Origin of the sequence: Nonomuraea dietziae, from assembly GCF_014195505.1 — a bacterium.
Lineage (GTDB): Bacteria > Actinomycetota > Actinomycetes > Streptosporangiales > Streptosporangiaceae > Nonomuraea > Nonomuraea roseola.
Map to the genome: position 1 here is coordinate 764,952 of NZ_JACIBV010000001.1, position 16,972 is coordinate 781,923.

A 16,972-nucleotide genomic window follows, 5' to 3' on the forward strand; every position below is an offset into this window, starting at 1 on the left:
GCCGTGTCGTTCACGAAGGCAACGCTAGAGTCGATTCCGGTCACTTCCTGGCCGGAATGTGAGGGATTCTGGGCGCATGGCGAACACGAGCTCCCGCATGCTGCGATTGCTGTCCCTGCTGCAAACCCACCGCTACTGGCCCGGCCTGGATCTGGCCGACCGGCTCGCCGTGAGCGAGCGCACTCTGCGCCGCGACATCGACCGGCTGCGCGAGCTGGGCTACCCGGTCCACGCCAGCCGCGGCGTCGCCGGCGGCTACCAGCTGCGATCCGGTACGGCGATGCCGCCTTTGCTGCTCGACGACGAGGAGGCCGTCGCCATCGCGGTCAGCCTGCGCACCGCCGCAGGTGGCACCGTCGAAGGCATGGAGGAGACCTCGCTGCGCGCCCTGACCAAGGTCGTGCAGGTGATGCCTCCCCGTCTGCGCCGCCGCGTGGATGCCCTGCGGGCCTACACGGTCACCGCCCCGGCGGACGGCCCGCAGGTCGACGCCGCCACGCTCACCGTGATCGCCCAGGCGTGCCGCGATGACGAACGGCTCACCTTCACCTATGCCACCCCGTCCGGCGAGCCGACCACCCGGCTGGTCGAGCCGCACCGTCTTGTCTCGCTCAAGCGCCGCTGGTATCTGGTCGCCTGGGACCTCGACCGCGCGGACTGGCGCGTCTTCCGCCTCGACCGCCTCACCGACCCGGCCGCCACCGGAGCCCGCTTCCGCCCGCGCGACCTGCCCGCCGCCGACGCCGCCGCCTTCGTCGCCGAACGGCTCGGCTCCCGCCCTACCCGGCACGACATCACCGTCCTCCTCCACGCCCCGGCCGGCGCGGTCGAGCAGGTCGTCGCCGTCACCGGCGGCCAGGTGGAGCCCGTCGACGACCACTCCTGCCGCCTGCGCCTGCAGGTGGACGCCTTCGACTGGCCGGTGCTCATCCTCGCCGCGGTGGGCGCGCGATTCGACGTCATCCATCCCCCCGAGTTCCGCCACCACCTGCGCGACCTGGGCGGGCTCTTCCTGCGCGCAGGCACCGCCTAGCAGGTCACGTCCCGCTGGTGGTTCCGCTGCGCCGTTGACAGGCTGGCTGATGCTTTCAGTTCTGCGAACCCACACCTCACCCATGGGAGCCCACGCGCATGCAGCGTCGCCTGCTGAGCTCAGCTGGGGGTAGGGGCCTCGGCTCAGCCACCATGGGGCGCTAGCCAGCCACCACCCGGTGGGGAGGGGTCACGCAGGCCTGCGCCGACCTCCTGTGCACGCTGGTACCGCTCTACGCTCGCGCCGTCCATGCGCGGGTGAGGATGGCGGCCGCCGCGAGCGCGACGAGCGCCATCACATCGGCGAGTGCGACTGAGGTCAGTTTCGCGTGCGCGTCTGGGGACGCGGACACCAGGGCGATGAACGACAGTTTGCCGACCGCGGCTGCGATCAGCACCGGTATCCGCAGGGCCGGCAGGAAGGCCGCCACCAGGAGTGCGCCCCCAAGCAGGGCCAGCATCACCGCACGGTGGCGGAGGAGCAGGGTGCTGGTGGGGTCGTCGGTGATGACACCGTAGGCGGTGGCCAGTTTCGAGGGCATCAGCGCGATGAGTCCCGGCAGGACGTTGAGCAATCCCACAGCGCCGAACAACAGCATCCCGATCACGTGGGCAGACAGGCGCATCGTATCCTCCATTGAACGTTTTCGATCCGGCAAGCGCGCAGGGGGCGCCGATGTCAGTGCTTCCATGGACCCGTCGTGCTGCGGCCACGGCGAAGGTTCCGCCCACGCCGGTGATCGGAGCGGCGGTGTGGCTGTGGCCGGGCGGTGCTCTGTACGCGGGGCCGTCGCTACGGCTCGGGCCGCACTCCGGCGCGGTGTCGTGCCTTGCCGTAGGTGTGGACGCGCCCTTCGTCGTCCAACGTGCGCCCGCCGGCGCATTGCCGGCGCGGACCGCTCTCATCGCGCCACGGGTGCGAAACCACATCACCGCGGGTGGCGACCGTATGGTGTTCCTCTATCTCGACCCGGGTTCGGCCTCGGACGCGGCGTGCCGCGTCAAATTCACCGCAGGCGACCGGGATGTCCTGGTCCGGCACGAGGCCGAGGCCGCCGTCCTCGCTCAAGCGGCCCGACTTTCCGTGCACAGCCCCCCCGGGCAGATCACCACGTGGGTCGCCGAAGCGACCGGCTACGACGCGACGTCGTTCACTGACCCGCGGGTCGGCCTCGCCATCCAGCGCCTGCTCGGTGCCGACCAGCCGTTGCCGGCCGTCTTTCTGGCCGAAGAGCTGGGGCTGTCGGAGTCCCGCTTCCTGCGGCTGTTCAGGGACAATACCGGCACCTCCTACCGGCGGTTCCGCTTGTGGGCCCAGATGCACCGAGCCGCTCGGGCACTGGCAGCAGGGCACAACCTCACCCGGGCCGCGGCAGACGGTTACTTCGCCAGTCCGTCCCATTTCAGCACCGCATTCCATGCCATGTTCGGTCTTACCCCGAGCGCCTTGCTCTCCGGTGGCCTGACGATCCGGTCTCTGGATCCAGGACCGACAGGCGTACCAAGGAAGAGCGGCTGACCGGCACCACGTGTCCAGATCAATCGCCTCCGGACACCGTCTACCAGCCGCCGGCGGCCAGCAGCGCGCCGCCGCCAACGATCTCCACCCAGAAGTACAGCCAGGACGGATAGAACGCCGGAAGCCGCTCGACCGCCCGCGCCACGAGCCGCCCGAAGGCCATTCCCCATAGGGACACGGCGACGGCGGTGACGACGCTCCGCCGGATCCCGCCGGCATCGGCCGCCGCCACCATCAGCAACCCGGCGACGGCCACACCGTAACCTCCATACACGGCGCGGATCTCGGTCCGGGCCTCGGCCGAGTCGGCGACGATCCGGAAAGGTCTGATCAGTGCGGTGGGCGCGACGAGACCGTACACGCCCATTGCGAGGAAGAAGACCGCCACCACAGCGATCACGGCAGCCGTCATAGGGGTCCTCCCTGAGTGGGCAACAGTGTGTTCAGAACGAGGATGACGCGGGATGTCACACGCGGCTTTCACGAACCTGCCATGACGGCCCTTCACTCGGTTCGTGCGACGGGGCCTGTCCGACCGCGTCCGCGTCCTGGCTGGACACCTACGCCGGCCTTGACCTGACAAGGGCATCGACCCGGCTGCCGTACACGCTGTCCACCAGCGAGTGGGTGAAGAAGGGCATGCCGCTGTGCCTGATCGGCGACTCGGGCACCGGCAGGTCGCACCTGCTGATCGCGCTGGGTACCGAGGCTGCGATGGCCGGAATCCGGGTGAAGTACACGCTGGCCGCCAAGCTGCTGGGCTATACGGAGCCGAGGGCGAACCGATCTTGAGTCGGGACGTAGGGCAGGCCCTCGTCATCGTGCGAAGGAATGGCCTCACCGGTCGCATCGGGTGAGTTCCAGCCGCCGTCAATGGTGAGGATCTGCCCGGTCAGCCAGGTGGCGGCGGGATCGGCCAGACGCAGGATCCTCACGGCGACTTCCTCGTAGTGGGCGCCGCCGGGCAGCGGCCGGTGGCCGTAGGCGCTGGAGACGTTCACGATGGAGCCGGCGGTGCGGCGCAGCTGGGGCAGCGCGGCGCGGGCGAGCAGGCTGGGGTCGGCGATGCCGTCGGCGTTGTTGACAGCACGTCCAGTCGGCCCGGGCGCACTCCGGGGCGCTTGGCCATGTACTCGCCCTGCCTGCTCAGGCGCGAGGGCGGCCGACTCCCTGCGGGTCGCGCATCGTTGGGCGCATCCGCCCTGGTCGGGTGGGGTTATCCCTACCGCGTGGTGGCCTGTTGGCGTCATTACCCCGACAAAGCCGGACACATAGCTTCATAACATCACAAACAACCGATGAAGGGCTTCACCCGTGTCTGGCACCACCTCGTTGCGCCGTATCGCCTCCCGCTCCGCCGTCGTCGCGCTGGCCGGCGCGGCCTGCCTCGCAGCCACCGCCGGGAGCGCCGGAGCGATCATCAACGGCTCCAAGCCCACCGAGCCCTACCCCTTCATGGCGACCATCCCGATCACGGCCCCTCTCATGGGCCTCACGGACGGCAACTGCGGCGCGGCCCTGATCAACCCGCAGTGGGTCGTGACCGCGGCGCACTGCCTCGACATGGAGATCGGCTCGATCCCGAAGGGGACGGTGCGCATCGGCAGCGACGAGCGCAAGTCCGGCGGCGCCGTCCGCAAGATCGCGCAGGCGTTCCTGCACCCGAACTACGTCCAGAATGCGCCGAACAAGAACGACATCGCGCTGGTCCGCCTCGACCGCCCGGTCAGCATCAAACCCATCAAGATCGCCGACCGGGCGGGCAGGCCCGGCACGCCGACCCGGATCCTCGGCTTCGGCATCACCACGTTCAGCACCAACCCGGCTGACTGGAAGATGGCCGAGAAACTGCGCCAGCTCGACACCCGCCGCGGCGCACTGTCCGAGTGCGGCCCCGGCTTCGCCGATGACACCCGCCTGTGCACGGTCAGCCAGAAGCCCAAGGCCATGGCCTGCAACGGCGACTCCGGCGGCCCCCAGATCCAGCGCGGCCGCGGCGGCCGCTGGGAGCTGATCGGCGTCACCTCCGGCCCCGGCGCCAAGAGCCCCTCCTGCGAGCAGGGTCCCGGCCTCTACACCAACGTGCCCGCCTACAGCGACTGGATCAACAAGACCATCCGCGCGAACAGCTGAGCCGCGGCCCCGCAGGCCAGGTGACGGACCGGGCACGCACGGCTTGGAGAGCGAGGAGTGCGAGACCTCGCACTCCTCGCATGCGCAGGCGAGGCGCGGGCGAACATGCCTGGCGGTAGGCACGCGTCTGCTCCTCCGCTCTCGTCGCAGCAGCGGCGGGGTCCGGACAGCAGATCGGCGGTCTTCCCTTCCTCGGGAAGGCCGTCTGACCGTAGTCGTTCGTGGCGGCTTCTCCGGTCAGATCCAGCCGCGCTCGCGTGCCAGGAGCGCCGCCTGGAAGCGGTTGGCGGCGCCCAGGCGTGCCATCAGGTCGGCGACGTGAGCACGGAACTTGCGTACCGAGACGTTCACCGCCCGCGCGGACAGTTCGTCCTTGCTGTAGGTGGCCAGGGCCTGCAGGACACGCTGCTCGATCGGGGTGAGGGACGGCTCGCCGAGGTCGCGGGCCCGGGCCCAGATGTGTTCGAAGTGATCGCCGAGGGTGGCGACGATGCCCGGATGGCGGATCATCATCGCCCCTGCCGCGTAGTCGTCAGGGTCGATCCGGACGAAGGCCACCGTGCCGTCAAGGATGACCATGCTCCGCGGTGACACCTCGACGATCCGGTGCAGGTCGCCGAGAGCATGCTGCGCATGTGCGTAGGCAAGCTGCTCGGGGGCGGTCAGGGCCGCGGCCGGGATGACAGTCCGGCTGCGCAGGCCGCGCGCGAGCCTCGCCCGGAACTCGCTGATCTCCTCGGGAGTGCCCCTGCCGCGTTTCGGCGCGGTCTTCAGGGTCTGCACCGTCGACCTGGCGCGGAAGGCTTGGATGCGTCGGTTGACGGCGTCGACGCCTTCGATGCGCTCCATGGACTCCGCCACGCCTCCCTGAGGGTGGGCCAGCAGCCCCCAGAGCGAGTTCAGCCGGTGAAGCTCATGCGAGGTCTCCTCCAGCCGCTGCCGGATGAGCCGGTCCATCGCCACGGGCGGCGGGACCGCCACGAGGTCCTCATCCACGTACCCCAGCGCCTGGAGCTCGTGGAGCGTCTCATCTGCCGGGTCCGACCGGTATGAACCCTGCAGGAGGTCCAGATAGAGACGCTCCTGCGGCGCGGTGAGACGCACGCGGCCTCCTCGTTGTAAGAGTCGTGCAGCACTATGCACGAGTCGTGCAGAAAGTGCACCTTCTGGCGCCCGCGCCACTCTGCTGTTCGCCCTGATCTGGTCGGACGTGCGTCGTGGCGCTGGCCGGCTTCGTGGTGGCCAGCGGCCTGCACACGATGACGCATTTCGTGCACCGGCATCTCGGCGGCCACGGCAGCGACGTCCCGCTCCTCGGCATCTTCAGGCGATCACTGCTGCGGGCGGTGGACGTAAGGCTCCGGCCACGTACGCAGATATGGAGATGCCCAACACCCTGCGCACAACGGGCACGGCCCACCTGCTGGAGGCCGCGCGGGCGGTCGGAGCCCGCCGGTTCCTCACGCAGTCCATGGTGCCGGGCCACGGATTCGTCGACCACGGCACGCGTCCCCTCACCGAGGCCGACCCGTTCGGCCGGCCGCGGGGGAGCAAGGCGGACCCCGTGGTGGAGGCCATGCGGGCGACCGAGCAGCAGGTGTTCACCGCGGACGGCATCGAGGGCATCGCTCTGCGCTACGGCGCCTTCTACGATCTGACCGGCTCGGAAGGCTTCGTCACCGCGCTGCGCGCCGGCAAGCTGCCGGTGCCCAGGGACGGCGGCGCAGGACCGAACTGGGATGGGCGCCCACACTGCCCAGCTACCGAGAGGGGGTAAAGGCCTCCGCACCTGAAAAGCGGCGCGGTCAGTGGGAGTCCGGTCTGGGGATAGGGATGCCGGCGGCGCGGAGCCTGGCCTCGAAAAGCGCGGCCAGCCGCGCCGCGGCCGGCGTCTGCTCTTCGCCGTGGTGGGCGATCAGCCTGTACCGGGTCGCGGCCTCGGTGCGGGCTTGCATGCCGGTCACGGTCTTCAGCAGTGCGGAGTCGGCGAGGTAGTGGTCGGCCGCGGCGGTGGCGAGCTCGGCGATGCGGGGGTCGTCCGGTTCCCAGGTCGCGGCTTCGGCCGCACGCCTGGCCAAGGCGACGAGCGCGGTGTCTTCGAGGGCGTGCTCGAAATGGGTGAGGTAGTCGTCGAAGCCTTCAGGGACCAGGGCCTTGGCCAGCACCCAGCCTTCCCTGGTGGCCGCCACCTCGTCGGCGGGGAACCCGAGGCCGGGCATCCGCTCCAGCAGCGCCACAGCGCGGTCGGGCAGCAGAGCCCGGTCACCATCGGCGAGCCGATGCAGCGTGTCACGCCGCGCGGTCAACTCCTCGATCCGTTCGGTGAGCTGCCGCTCGACGTCGGCGAGCGCGGCGGCGAACAGCGCGGCGTCGGCGTCGAGCAGGGGTCCGATCTCGGCCAGCGGCACCCCGGCGGCGGCCAGCGTCCGGATCTGCACCAGCCGCAACAGGTCGGCCGACCCGTAGCGTCGGTAGCCGGAGCTGTCGCGTTCCGGCTCCTCGACCAGGCCGAGCTTGTGGTAATGCCGCACCGTCTTCACCGTGACGCCGACGAATGCCGCCGCCTGCCCGATCGTGACTCCGTTTCTCATCTGCTCAGCCTGCCTTGCGCTCGAGCTCGGCGACTACACACCACCGCCGCACGACCGGAAGGGCTCGCCCCTCGAGGCGTACGGGTCACAGGTGCTCAGTCCTTCGGCCGAGCCGGAGCACCGCAGAACACCTCGTTGACGAGCCTTTGTCGGGCGTTCTGGAACGCCGCCGCGATGGACAGCTCCGCGTCGTCCACGCAGTTCAGCGCGGCGATCAGGGTCTTGCTGCCGTCGGGTGTGCTGTACATCAGCGCCGCGTGGCCCACCGCGGCGCCGTTGTGGCAGATGACGGTGCCGCCGCCGTCGGTGTTCACCACGAACACTCCCAGGCCGTAGTCCATGTCCGGGATGCCCGTCGGGTGCGGGGTGCACATCTCGGCCAGCAGCGGGGACGGCAGGAGCTTGCCGCCCAGCAGCGCGGAGATGAACGTGTGGAGGTCCTGGGTGGTCGAGATCATGTCGCCGCCGCTGGAGATCCAGGAGGGGTTCTGGCGGGTGATGTCGGCCGTCTTCTGCTCGCCGGCGTCCTCGTAGCGGTAGTAGGCGTGGGCGTACGGGCCGGGGATCTCCGGACCGTCGGGCACCACCGTGCCCGACAGGGCCAGCGGCCCCAGGATCAGCCGCCGCATCTCCTCGGCGACCGAACGGCCGGTGACCTTCTCGATCAGCAGCCTGGCCAGCACGTAGTTGGTGTTGGAATAGCTCCAGCCCATCCCCGGCTCGAACCGCGCCGGCTTGGACAACGCCAGCTCCACCAGCTCCTGCGGCCGGTAGGTCGTGAACCGGTTGTCCATCCACTCTTTGCCCGTCGTGCCGTAGGGGATGGCGATCCCCTGCGCGACCGTCCCGTCGTCGTAGACCTCGCCGCTGAAGTTGAACACCCCGCTGGTGTGCTGCAGCAGCATCCGCACCGTGATCCGCTCGTCCAGCCCGAACTCGGGCAGGTAGTCCGCCGCCGGAGTGTCCAGCCCGACCTTGCCCTCAGCCACCAGTTGCAGCACCAGGGTCGCGATGAAGGTCTTGGTGTTGCTGCCGATCCGGACATGCCCGTTCGTCGGCGGCTTCGCGGACCCACCCAGCTCGGCCGTCCCGGCGCTGCCGACCCACTCGCCCCGCTCATCGTGCACGCGCACCGACACCCCGACGAAGCCGGAATCGACGATCTCCTCGATCGCCTTCTGCAACTCCGGGCGACCCCGCCCGGCAGCAGCCGCGCCGTCCACAGCGGCCACCCCGGCCACCCCGCCGGCGTCGAGGGCGGCGGTGATCTTGCGGGCCATCTCGGCCGTGGTGCTGGGCTTGTCCAGGTGGACCTGGGCGGATTCGACGGCGAGGAGGATGGTGCTGCGGAAGTTGTCGGCTTCTGCCGGAGCCTGCTTGCCGAGCAGCTTCATGGCTGCGGTCAGGGCCGGCAGTACCCGGTCGGCGAGTGCGGCGACGGTCTTGCCCTCCAGGTCGATGTCCTTGGCCTTCGCGGCGAGCACGTGCCCGACCAGCCCTGTCGCCGAGGTCAGGGCGATGGTGGCATTCGTGGCGGCTTTGTGGGGTGAGCCGGTGGCGGCGGCCATCAACGACACGGCGCCGTACGCGGCGGTCCGCAGGGTGCTCTTGTCCTGGTCGGAAAGGGTGATGGACATGGTGGTTCACTCCGTCGAATCTGTTGTGTCCTGTCGGCTTCGTGCCGCTGCGCCGAGCTTCCACCCTGACCCGAGGTCAACCTCAACGGTGATCTAGCTCACATCTTGGGAGTGGGGGCAGCTTCGGGAGCCGGCCTGGCCGACGAGGCGCGGATCGACGCTTCCGTTGGAGGCGCCAGCGGGTCGCCGGCACGGGCTCACTGCCGAAGAAACCGCGCGCCGCCCACTCGATCCCAACCAGCCGCCCACCGTACGGCCGAATCCGTATGGCTCGGCGATACCGGCTGCTCATCCGGGCGGAGAGCGATCCACACCGTGGACAAGCGGCCTCGACCAACGATCAATCGCGCCGCAGGCCCCGGATCGGCGAGAGTAGGGGGAGGCAGCATCTCGTCCGACGGCGCCGGGTCGGCCGGGCGTGACAGGGGCAAGAGCTGGGTGCGAAGCAGCGGAGTGACATCAGGGATCATGCTGCCGTCAGCTCCGGCGACATCGGCGACATGTCTGCTGCTTCGTGCGCGGCTTGTGCCGTAGCGACGAGGACACTCCGCGGCGATCGTCACGGATCGCAGTGCGGTGGTGCAGGCCGCGTGGGTAGCGCTCGCCCATGCGGTCATCGTGATCCCGCGCCTGATCCGCAAGGCATGAGCGGCCCACCGGCGGGGTACGCGGCCCGCCCGGCGCCTGTGACCTATCCGCGCGACCTCTTATGGTCCCGCGGTTCCGCGCAAGCTGGGGGTGAGCCTTCCCCCAACGCCAGACGACGCCGGCCGCCGAAGTCGAGCGTGTGAGCCCATCTGCGCGATCCTCCGGGCCCGCCCACAGGGGCCGGGGATTTCGCTCACGCGAAGCTCAGAGTGAGATCAGGACCAGATCTGCCGCACTCTCACTTTCTGACGGGCTGGAGCATGCCCCAGTAGCGGTGACCAGACTCGTTTCTCTCGGTCGACTCGGTGGCCTTGGCGAGCTGGGCCATGGTGATGACGTACTTGCCGCCTCCACCGGCGAAGGGATTGGGATCCCAGACGAGGATGGTCTTCGCTTCCTTGTCGTAGCCGTAGGCGACGACGAAGTGACCGACGTCCGTCGCGCCGAAGTCGACGCCCCTGTACCAGGGGAGCCGGTCGATGAAGAGCTGGACCGGAACGGCCCTGCGGAGAACGCCGACGCTGTAGGCGATCCGCTCGCCCAGACGCTTGGCGTTGTACACGTCCCATGCGGGCGCATAGGCGTATCTGGTCTTCTTGGAATATGCGTTCAGCACCCGCAGCATGTCCTCGGCGGACGTGCCGTCCTTGGTGGTGCGCATCTTCTTGGCCAAGGTGGCCTGGCCGACCTTGATGCCGAGCGTGCGGAGAGAGATCTCAGCCGCTGCCGGGGCGCACCAGTAGTCCGTGGCCTGGAAGACCCCCTTGATCGGGAGTTTGGCCCGGGTAGGCGACGTGGACCCGGCGGGCAAGGTCGCTTGCGCGATGGCACTGCTCGCCCGGAGCTGGGTACTGACGGCGGCTGGGGTGGCCTGCGCGCTGCCTGGCTGGAGGGCGACGAAGGCTGAGACCAGGACGGCACTCAGTGCGGTACATGCTGAAAGCTTCTTCACGGGGGGAGATCTCCGGGGGAGTCGGGACAGTTGTGAACGATCTTGGCCGGACTTTACATGATCCGCTTTACCGTCTTGTCTGACCCTCGCGCGCAAGTCAGTTGCACTTTCCGGCAAACGCAAAGGTCGGCCTCTTGATCAGAGCCCGCTTCGAACCTTCGGGCCGCCCACAGCAATGACACTCGGCTGCCTGGCCTCGACCAGCGGCAAGTCAGCTGAACGTTGATCCCGCACGGCAGGCCGTGCGGGATCGCTTCGGCGTCGCTCGTGCCGGCGGCGTCGGTCAAGGTTTCGTCGTGCGCCGCGGTGGGCGACGGCACGTGAGGAAACCCGGCGATGCGGGCGGCGTGCCGCCAGTCGGCGGCGACGGCCTGGTGGTCCGGAAGCCGGCCTTGATGGTGTCAATCAGCGTGGCCAGGCAGTGGGCCGACCCGGTCCGGCGGTGAGAATCGTGTTACGCGGCCCGAACCAGCGGCTTTTCCCCATCAACGGTGCAGGTCACGAATCAGGGTCACCACGGTGTGGACGCCGTGAACACAGGCCTCGCGGGCACCCGTCTTGGACGCTCGATACCCGTACCGCCCGCACCGTCCCAGCCCACCGTCACGGTACAGATTCTTGTTTCCGCAGCTAGACCGCGTCTTGCGTGTCCCACCGTGTCCCACGGACGGCGCGCAGGACCGCGCTGGGTGGTCAGATGAGTCCTGTCACCACGTACCGACCACCACGTGCTGACGAAGCAACGAACAGAACCCGCGAACTCCTCGGCCAACCCGATGAGAAAGGTAGTGGCAGGACATGAACCGTCACCTCGGCGACAACGTACTCGGCGTTAAGGACATGGAGCAGCAGCCCAAGGCGCGCGGAAAGAGGTTCACGCTCAACGGCGCGCTCTGGTCCCTTCAGGTGTTGTTCGGCTTCTTCTTCGCCGGCAGCGGTTTCGGCAAGGTGCTGTTGTACGACGGAGCTCTGTATGCGGCAGCGCCCCGGGCCGTGGCCTGGTACGCCGCGGTGCCGCAGCCCCTGATCGTCTTCATCGGGATCTGTGAGGTACTCGGCGGCGTCGGCATGATCCTGCCGGCGATGACGGGAGTCAGACCGAAGCTGACGCCGCTCGCCGCCGTCGGCCTGACGCTGACGATGATCCTCGCGGCTGTCTTCCATATCATGCGCGGCGAATACGCACTGGTGCCCGCGAATCTCTTGCTGGGAGGCGTCGCGGCGTTCATCGCGGTCGGACGATGGAAGCTGAGGCCCATCGCACCCGCGATCCTCACCACCTCACGCGCACTCAAGTCGTTCGCGGTCCTCGGCGCACTGACCCTGCTGGTATTCGTACCGACGTGGTACACGATGACCAACGTCCAATTCTGATCACGTCGTTTCGCACGCCGACGGCCCCACTGCCGTACGCCCGAGGCGCATGTGCAGACGGCGATCTTCCGCACGACCGGCGTGGTGGCGACACCCGCGGCGGGCGGCCGTGCGTCTCCCCACAGCATTGCACCGATCGTCCGAGAGGACCTGGCACTTCCCGGCCCCCTCACGACCGTACGACATACGGCCGGACGGCCAGACGGGCGCCAAGGGTGACGGGCGACTCCACCACGTCCTGCGCCGCCTGGTTGAGCTCGCCCCTCCGACGCCTTCGCCGACCACCCAGGACCTCCACCCCGGCCGCAAACGCCATCATCCAGGCGCTGCGCTCCACGTCGTTCCCGTCAGGCGCTGCCGGGTGCGGGGCGGCGCGGACGGGGGCAGTGTGGCCAGGATGTCGGCGAGGGTCACCCCGGCCAGGCTGCTGCGCCACGCCTGGTGGGCTTCGGCCATCTTCTCGGCCAGGACGCAGGTGCGTCGGCACTCCTCGGCCGGCAGCGCTCCCCGTCCCTGCTGGCGGATCTCGCGGCACTCATACGGTGAGGACGTGCCGGCGACGGCCTCGACGATCTGCAGGAGCGTGATCTCGGAGGCGGAGCGCGCGAGCCGGAATCCGCCCCGCGGCCCGGTGGTGGCGGCCAGCAGGCCGGCCCGGACGAGCGCCTGCAGCTGCTTGGCCAGATAGGGCGCCGGAAGGTCGTAGTACTGCGCGAGCTGTGTCGTCGACGCAGTGGCTCCCGGATCGAGCTGTGCCAGCGACGTGGCGCAGTGCAGGACCCATTCCGTGCTCACAGGCAGCTTCACGGCCCCGAGTCTATCGCAGACATTGCGGACCTTTTTAGTCCTTGATAGCCTCCTTGCCGTAACGAGACAAGGGAGAACGTCATGCGGATCGCCGTCGCCGGCGCGACCGGGAACATCGGAGCCCTCACCGTCGCCGCCCTGGAAAGGGACGGTCACCACGTCACGCGCATCAGCCGCTCGCTCGGAGTGGACCTGTCGACCGGCGCAGGACTCGAGGACGCACTGACAGGCGTCGAGGCCGTCGTCGACGCCACCAACGGGCCCGCGACCGACCGACAGGAGACGGTGGCCTACTTCGGCACCACCACGCGCAACCTGCTCGCCGCCGAGGAGCGGGCCGGAGTCCGGCACCACGTGCTGCTCTCCATCGCCGGGGTCGACCGCATCGAGGGCAACGCGCACTACGCGGGCAAGCGGGAGCAGGAGCGCCTCGTGAGCGCGGGACCGGTGCCGTGGACGATCGTCCCGGCCACGCAGTTCCACGACTTCGCCGCGATGGTGGCCGGCTGGAGCGAGCAGGACGGCGTCGCCACCATCGCACCACTGCTGGTGCAGCCGATCGCGCCCGCGGACGTGGCCGAGGTCCTGGCCGAGGTCGCGGTGGGGGAGCCCCGGGGGCGTCACGCCGACATCGCAGGGCCCGAACCACAGGACCTGGTGGACATGGCCCGGCGCACCCACCAGGCGCTCGGCCGTACGGTGAGACTCGTGCCGACGTGGTCGACGACGTTCGGCCCGGAGATGGCAGGCAACGTGCTGCTGCCCGGCGAGGGCGCCCGCATCACGCCGACCACCTTCGACCAGTGGCTCGCGCAACAGCGATAGAGCGCCGGACGAGACGACCTCGTCGAGCCTCAGCCGTCAGCCCGTCTCGGGCCGGCCCCCGGTCAGACCGGCCAGGAAGGCCGCGGCGGCGGGGGAGGGGCGGTGCAGGCTCCAGATCAGATGCTCCATCCGCGCGGGCGCGTCCATGACCCGCAGCATCCGCAGCTCCGTCGTCTCACCGACGAACGCCGCGGGCAGCATCGCGATGCCCAGCCCCTGACGGATCAGCCGCGCCATGAAGTCGGCGGCCGTCACCTCGAAGGCCACCTCTCTCGTCAACCCGGCCGCCGCGAACGCCTCATCGGACTGCGCACGCCCCGCCGTCCCCTCGGGGAAGTCGACGAACACCTCCTGCGCCAACCTGCGCAGGTCCACCCCCACCTCGTCCGCCAGCTGATGCCCCGCAGGCACCACCGCCACCAGCTCCCCCCTGGCCAGCTCGCGGCTGCGCACCCCCTTGGGCGACATCCCCAGCGGCAGGCCGAGGAAGGCCACGTCCATGTCGCCCTGCCGTACCCGCTCGGTCAGCTCCTCGCTGGCGCCCACCCGCAGCGTCACCTTCACCTGCGGGTGACGGGCGTGGAAGTCCTTCAACGCCCGCGGCAGGTCGACGGCGGCCACCGTCGGGATCGCCCCCAGCGCCAGCCGGCCGCGGATCTCGCCCGCGGCCGCCGCCACCTCCGCCCGCGCCCGCTCGGCCGCCTCCAGCGCCTGGCGCGCCGCGGGCAGGAACGCCTCACCCTCGGGTGTCAGCCGCACCCGCCTGCTGGTGCGTTCGAACAGCCTGGCGCCCAGCTCGCGCTCCAGCCTGGCGATCTGGTGGCTGAGCGCCGACTGCACCACCATGCACCGCTCGGCCGCCCTGGTGAAGTTGCTCGTCTCGGCGACCGCCACCACGTACCGCATCTGCTGGAGTTCCATCCATCAATCGTGAACCACGATCGTTCACATGACAAACATGTGTTGGACTCATCGATCCATGGTCCGCCACGCTAGGACCATGACGAACCGGACACTCTCCCGCGGACTGCTGTTGCTCATGTCAACAGCCACCGGCCTCGCCGTCGCGGGCAACTACTTCGCCCAACCCCTGCTCGACCTCATCAGCAGAGAACTCGCGCTCACCACAGGCGCCGCCGCCCTCCTGGTCACCGCCGCCCAAGGCGGCTACGCCCTCGGACTGATCCTCCTGGTGCCCCTCGGCGACCTGGTCGAACGACGCCGCCTGGCCGTCATCCTCTACGCCCTGACCGCGCTGTTCCTGCTCGTCTCCGCCACCGCCGCCACCGGCCCCATCCTGCTGGCAGGCACCGTACTGACCGCACTGACCTCCGTCGCCGCCCAGGTCATCGTGCCCTTCGCCGCCACACTCGCCGACCCCGCCGAACGCGGCAAAGTCGTCGGCACCGTCATGACCGGCCTGCTGCTCGGCCTGCTCCTGGCCCGCACCGCCTCCGGCGCCCTGTCCGAACTCGGCGGCTGGCGGACCGTCTACTGGGTCAACGCCGGCCTCATGCTCCTCATGGCCGTCCTGCTACGTATCTACCTGCCCCGCCTGCACACCCGCGCCGGCCTCAGCTACCCCGCCCTGCTCCGCTCGATCTTCACCCTGCTGCGCGAGGAGCCCGTCCTACGCTGGCGCGCCGGCATCGGCGCCCTGGCCCTCGGCTCCTTCAGCGTCCTGTGGACCGCCCTGACCTTCCTGCTGGTCCAGCAGCCCTACGGCTGGAGCGAATCCAGCATCGGACTGTTCGGCCTCGTCGGCGCCGCCGGCGCACTCACCGCCACCATCGCAGGACGCCTGGCCGACCGGGGCCACGTCCAGGCCGTCACCGCCGCCGGCACCATGCTCATGCTCGCCTCCTGGCTGCCCCTGGCCGCCGGCGCCCGCTCCCTCATCTGGCTCCTGGTCGGCGTCATCATCCTCGACCTGGCCCAGCAAGCGGTCCTCAACAGCAACCAGAACGTCATCTACGCCCTACGCCCCGAAGCCCGCAACCGCATCAACTCCGCCTACATGACCTCCTACTTCATCGGCGGCGCCATCGGCTCGGCCCTCACCTCACTGGTCTGGGTCGCCCACGGCTGGAACGGCGTGGTCATCCTCGGCGCCACCCTCTCGGCAGGCACCCTCGCCCTGTGGACGCTCGAACGCCTCACCACCCGCACCCCCGCCACCCCCGCCGCCGCCGCCACCCGCCCCCTCATCCCTGCAGGCAGGTAACCCATGCGCATCACCGTCTTCGGAGCAGCAGGAGCCGTCGGCAGCCGCGTCGTGACCGAGGCACTCTCCCGCGGCCACCACGTCACCGCCGTCGTCCGCGACCCCTCCCGCCAGCCGGCCCCCACCGCCGCCGCACACCCCGACACCGCCGCCGCCACCCTCGGCGTCGGCGACGCGAGCGACCCCGCCGACGCCGCCCGCCTCATCGCCGGCCACGACCTCGTCATCACCGCCGTCCGCCCCGCCCCAGGACACGAAGCCGACCTCGTCACCGCCACCCAGACCCTCCTGAGCGCCGCACACCACGCCGCCACCAGAATCCTGCTCGTCGGCGGCGCCGCCACTCTCACCGTGCCAGGCTCCGGCGCCACCATGGTGCTGGACGACCCCGCCCACCTGCCCGCCGCCTACCGCCCCATCGCGCTCGCCTGCGCCGCCCAACTCCAGGTCTGCCGCGCCTCCGACGCCGACTGGACCTACCTCAGCCCCGCCGCGCAACTCCTGCCGGGCACGCGCACCGGCGCCTACCGCCTCGGCGCCGACGAACTCCTCCTGGACGCCGACGGCACCTCGGCCATCTCCATGGAGGACCTGGCCGTGGCGCTGCTCGACGAGGCCGAACACCCCCGCCACCGGCGCACCAGGTTCACCGTCGCCTACTGACCCACTCCCGCGACAGCATCGCGAAGATCACCTCATCGCACCACTCGCCCTTGACCCGCTCGTTCTCCACCAGATGCGCCTCCTTGCGCATCCCCAGCTTCTCCAGCACCCGCGCCGAAGCGGCGTTACGCCCGTCGAGACGGCCCACGATCCGGTGCAGACCCAACTCCTCGAAACCCAGCCGCAGCATCTCCACCGACGCCTCCGGCGCATACCCCCTGCCGTGGAAGTCCGGATGCAGCACATAACCGATCTCGCCCTGCTGATGCTCACGGCTGGTCCAGATCAACAGGACCTGCCCGATCAGCCGCCCCGTCTCCCGCAAGGTGACCCCCAGATCCAGCACATCACCCTCCTCCTGCAACGCCACCCGCGTGACGCGCTTGTCGAGAAAGGCCCGGGAGGCCTCCAGATCCCGAGGCTCCCAGTACAGAAACCTGGCCACCTCGGGCAACCGCTCGAAGGAGTGCGTGGCCTCCAGGTCATCGACGGTGAAAGGACGCAGAAGCAGACGGTCGGTCAGAATCGGAAACGAAGGCTTGAGCACGACACGCAGTGTAGGAACCC

At 69.7% G+C, this 16,972-nt stretch carries 20 protein-coding genes; 9 read left to right on the forward strand and 11 right to left on the reverse strand.

Going from position 1 to position 16,972, the window contains the following annotated elements; all coding sequences use genetic code 11:
- The first annotated feature begins 76 nt into the window (after positions 1-76).
- Positions 77-1,033, forward strand: coding sequence for a helix-turn-helix transcriptional regulator (locus FHR33_RS03915; protein WP_183643604.1), 957 nt, complete (start codon positions 77-79; stop codon positions 1,031-1,033).
- A 232-nt stretch (positions 1,034-1,265) separates the two neighbouring features.
- Here the strand turns inward: FHR33_RS03915 and FHR33_RS03920 are convergent, their stop codons facing one another.
- The gene (locus tag FHR33_RS03920) at positions 1,266-1,658 is read right to left on the reverse strand and encodes a phosphopantetheine adenylyltransferase (RefSeq protein ID WP_183643608.1); all 393 of its coding nucleotides are present in this window, start codon (positions 1,656-1,658) and stop codon (positions 1,266-1,268) included.
- Positions 1,659-1,669: 11 nt separating this feature from the next.
- Between FHR33_RS03920 and FHR33_RS03925 the strand changes: the two genes are divergently transcribed.
- On the forward strand, positions 1,670-2,551 hold the full coding sequence (locus FHR33_RS03925) for a helix-turn-helix domain-containing protein (protein ID WP_221240920.1): 882 nt from the start codon (positions 1,670-1,672) through the stop codon (positions 2,549-2,551).
- A 40-nt stretch (positions 2,552-2,591) separates the two neighbouring features.
- Here the strand turns inward: FHR33_RS03925 and FHR33_RS03930 are convergent, their stop codons facing one another.
- The gene (locus FHR33_RS03930) at positions 2,592-2,963 is read right to left on the reverse strand and encodes a DUF4345 domain-containing protein (protein WP_183643611.1); all 372 of its coding nucleotides are present in this window, start codon (positions 2,961-2,963) and stop codon (positions 2,592-2,594) included.
- Positions 2,964-3,148: 185 nt separating this feature from the next.
- On the opposite strand from FHR33_RS03930, the gene FHR33_RS03935 reads away from it, so the two are divergent.
- A complete protein-coding gene (locus FHR33_RS03935) occupies positions 3,149-3,343 on the forward strand; it encodes an ATP-binding protein (protein WP_281388285.1) in 195 nt (64 codons plus the stop codon).
- On the opposite strand, the gene FHR33_RS49755 is transcribed toward FHR33_RS03935, so the two are convergent.
- Positions 3,313-3,801 (reverse strand): hypothetical protein, encoded by a 489-nt coding sequence (locus tag FHR33_RS49755; protein ID WP_246451651.1) that lies wholly within the window; start codon positions 3,799-3,801, stop codon positions 3,313-3,315. The two genes, FHR33_RS03935 and FHR33_RS49755, sit on opposite strands and share 31 nt — an antisense overlap.
- A 64-nt stretch (positions 3,802-3,865) precedes the next feature.
- Between FHR33_RS49755 and FHR33_RS03945 the strand changes: the two genes are divergently transcribed.
- Positions 3,866-4,684: a S1 family peptidase gene (locus FHR33_RS03945; RefSeq protein WP_183643613.1), complete on the forward strand. Its 819-nt coding sequence runs from the start codon at positions 3,866-3,868 to the stop codon at positions 4,682-4,684.
- Between the two features lie 237 nt (positions 4,685-4,921).
- Here FHR33_RS03945 and FHR33_RS03950 read toward each other — a convergent pair whose 3' ends face one another.
- Positions 4,922-5,788: a helix-turn-helix domain-containing protein gene (locus tag FHR33_RS03950; protein ID WP_183643616.1), complete on the reverse strand. Its 867-nt coding sequence runs from the start codon at positions 5,786-5,788 to the stop codon at positions 4,922-4,924.
- Between the two features lie 280 nt (positions 5,789-6,068).
- Between FHR33_RS03950 and FHR33_RS03955 the strand changes: the two genes are divergently transcribed.
- On the forward strand, positions 6,069-6,461 hold the full coding sequence (locus FHR33_RS03955; RefSeq protein WP_183643619.1) for an NAD-dependent epimerase/dehydratase family protein: 393 nt from the start codon (positions 6,069-6,071) through the stop codon (positions 6,459-6,461).
- A gap of 28 nt (positions 6,462-6,489) precedes the next feature.
- Here FHR33_RS03955 and FHR33_RS03960 read toward each other — a convergent pair whose 3' ends face one another.
- From FHR33_RS03960 to FHR33_RS03970, 4 genes are all read right to left on the reverse strand, one after another.
- Complete coding sequence (locus FHR33_RS03960) at positions 6,490-7,275, reverse strand: MerR family transcriptional regulator (RefSeq protein ID WP_183643622.1); 786 nt, start codon at positions 7,273-7,275, stop codon at positions 6,490-6,492.
- 95 nt (positions 7,276-7,370) lie between these two features.
- Positions 7,371-8,912, reverse strand: a complete 1,542-nt coding sequence (locus FHR33_RS03965) for a serine hydrolase domain-containing protein (protein ID WP_246451652.1) — start codon at positions 8,910-8,912, stop codon at positions 7,371-7,373.
- 82 nt (positions 8,913-8,994) lie between these two features.
- The gene (locus tag FHR33_RS53160; protein WP_350656116.1) at positions 8,995-9,249 is read right to left on the reverse strand and encodes a transposase family protein; all 255 of its coding nucleotides are present in this window, start codon (positions 9,247-9,249) and stop codon (positions 8,995-8,997) included.
- Between the two features lie 549 nt (positions 9,250-9,798).
- Complete coding sequence (locus FHR33_RS03970) at positions 9,799-10,371, reverse strand: C39 family peptidase (protein ID WP_183643624.1); 573 nt, start codon at positions 10,369-10,371, stop codon at positions 9,799-9,801.
- A 939-nt stretch (positions 10,372-11,310) separates the two neighbouring features.
- On the opposite strand from FHR33_RS03970, the gene FHR33_RS03975 reads away from it, so the two are divergent.
- The gene (locus FHR33_RS03975) at positions 11,311-11,886 is read left to right on the forward strand and encodes a DoxX family protein (RefSeq protein WP_183643627.1); all 576 of its coding nucleotides are present in this window, start codon (positions 11,311-11,313) and stop codon (positions 11,884-11,886) included.
- 315 nt (positions 11,887-12,201) lie between these two features.
- Here FHR33_RS03975 and FHR33_RS03980 read toward each other — a convergent pair whose 3' ends face one another.
- Entirely contained in the window at positions 12,202-12,693 is a 492-nt protein-coding gene (locus FHR33_RS03980; protein ID WP_183643630.1) for an RrF2 family transcriptional regulator, read from the reverse strand.
- Positions 12,694-12,774: 81 nt separating this feature from the next.
- On the opposite strand from FHR33_RS03980, the gene FHR33_RS03985 reads away from it, so the two are divergent.
- Positions 12,775-13,518, forward strand: coding sequence for an SDR family oxidoreductase (locus tag FHR33_RS03985; protein WP_183643633.1), 744 nt, complete (start codon positions 12,775-12,777; stop codon positions 13,516-13,518).
- 36 nt (positions 13,519-13,554) lie between these two features.
- On the opposite strand, the gene FHR33_RS03990 is transcribed toward FHR33_RS03985, so the two are convergent.
- Positions 13,555-14,439 (reverse strand): LysR family transcriptional regulator, encoded by an 885-nt coding sequence (locus FHR33_RS03990; protein WP_183643637.1) that lies wholly within the window; start codon positions 14,437-14,439, stop codon positions 13,555-13,557.
- A 79-nt stretch (positions 14,440-14,518) separates the two neighbouring features.
- Between FHR33_RS03990 and FHR33_RS03995 the strand changes: the two genes are divergently transcribed.
- On the forward strand, positions 14,519-15,742 hold the full coding sequence (locus FHR33_RS03995) for an MFS transporter (protein WP_183643640.1): 1,224 nt from the start codon (positions 14,519-14,521) through the stop codon (positions 15,740-15,742).
- Positions 15,743-15,745: 3 nt separating this feature from the next.
- Positions 15,746-16,405 carry an NAD(P)-dependent oxidoreductase gene (locus FHR33_RS04000; protein WP_183643643.1) on the forward strand — a complete coding sequence of 220 codons (660 nt, stop codon included), beginning with the start codon at positions 15,746-15,748 and terminating at the stop codon, positions 16,403-16,405.
- Here FHR33_RS04000 and FHR33_RS04005 read toward each other — a convergent pair.
- Positions 16,389-16,952 (reverse strand): GNAT family N-acetyltransferase, encoded by a 564-nt coding sequence (locus FHR33_RS04005; protein WP_183643646.1) that lies wholly within the window; start codon positions 16,950-16,952, stop codon positions 16,389-16,391. The genes FHR33_RS04000 and FHR33_RS04005 overlap by 17 nt on opposite strands.
- Positions 16,953-16,972: the final 20 nt, after the last annotated feature.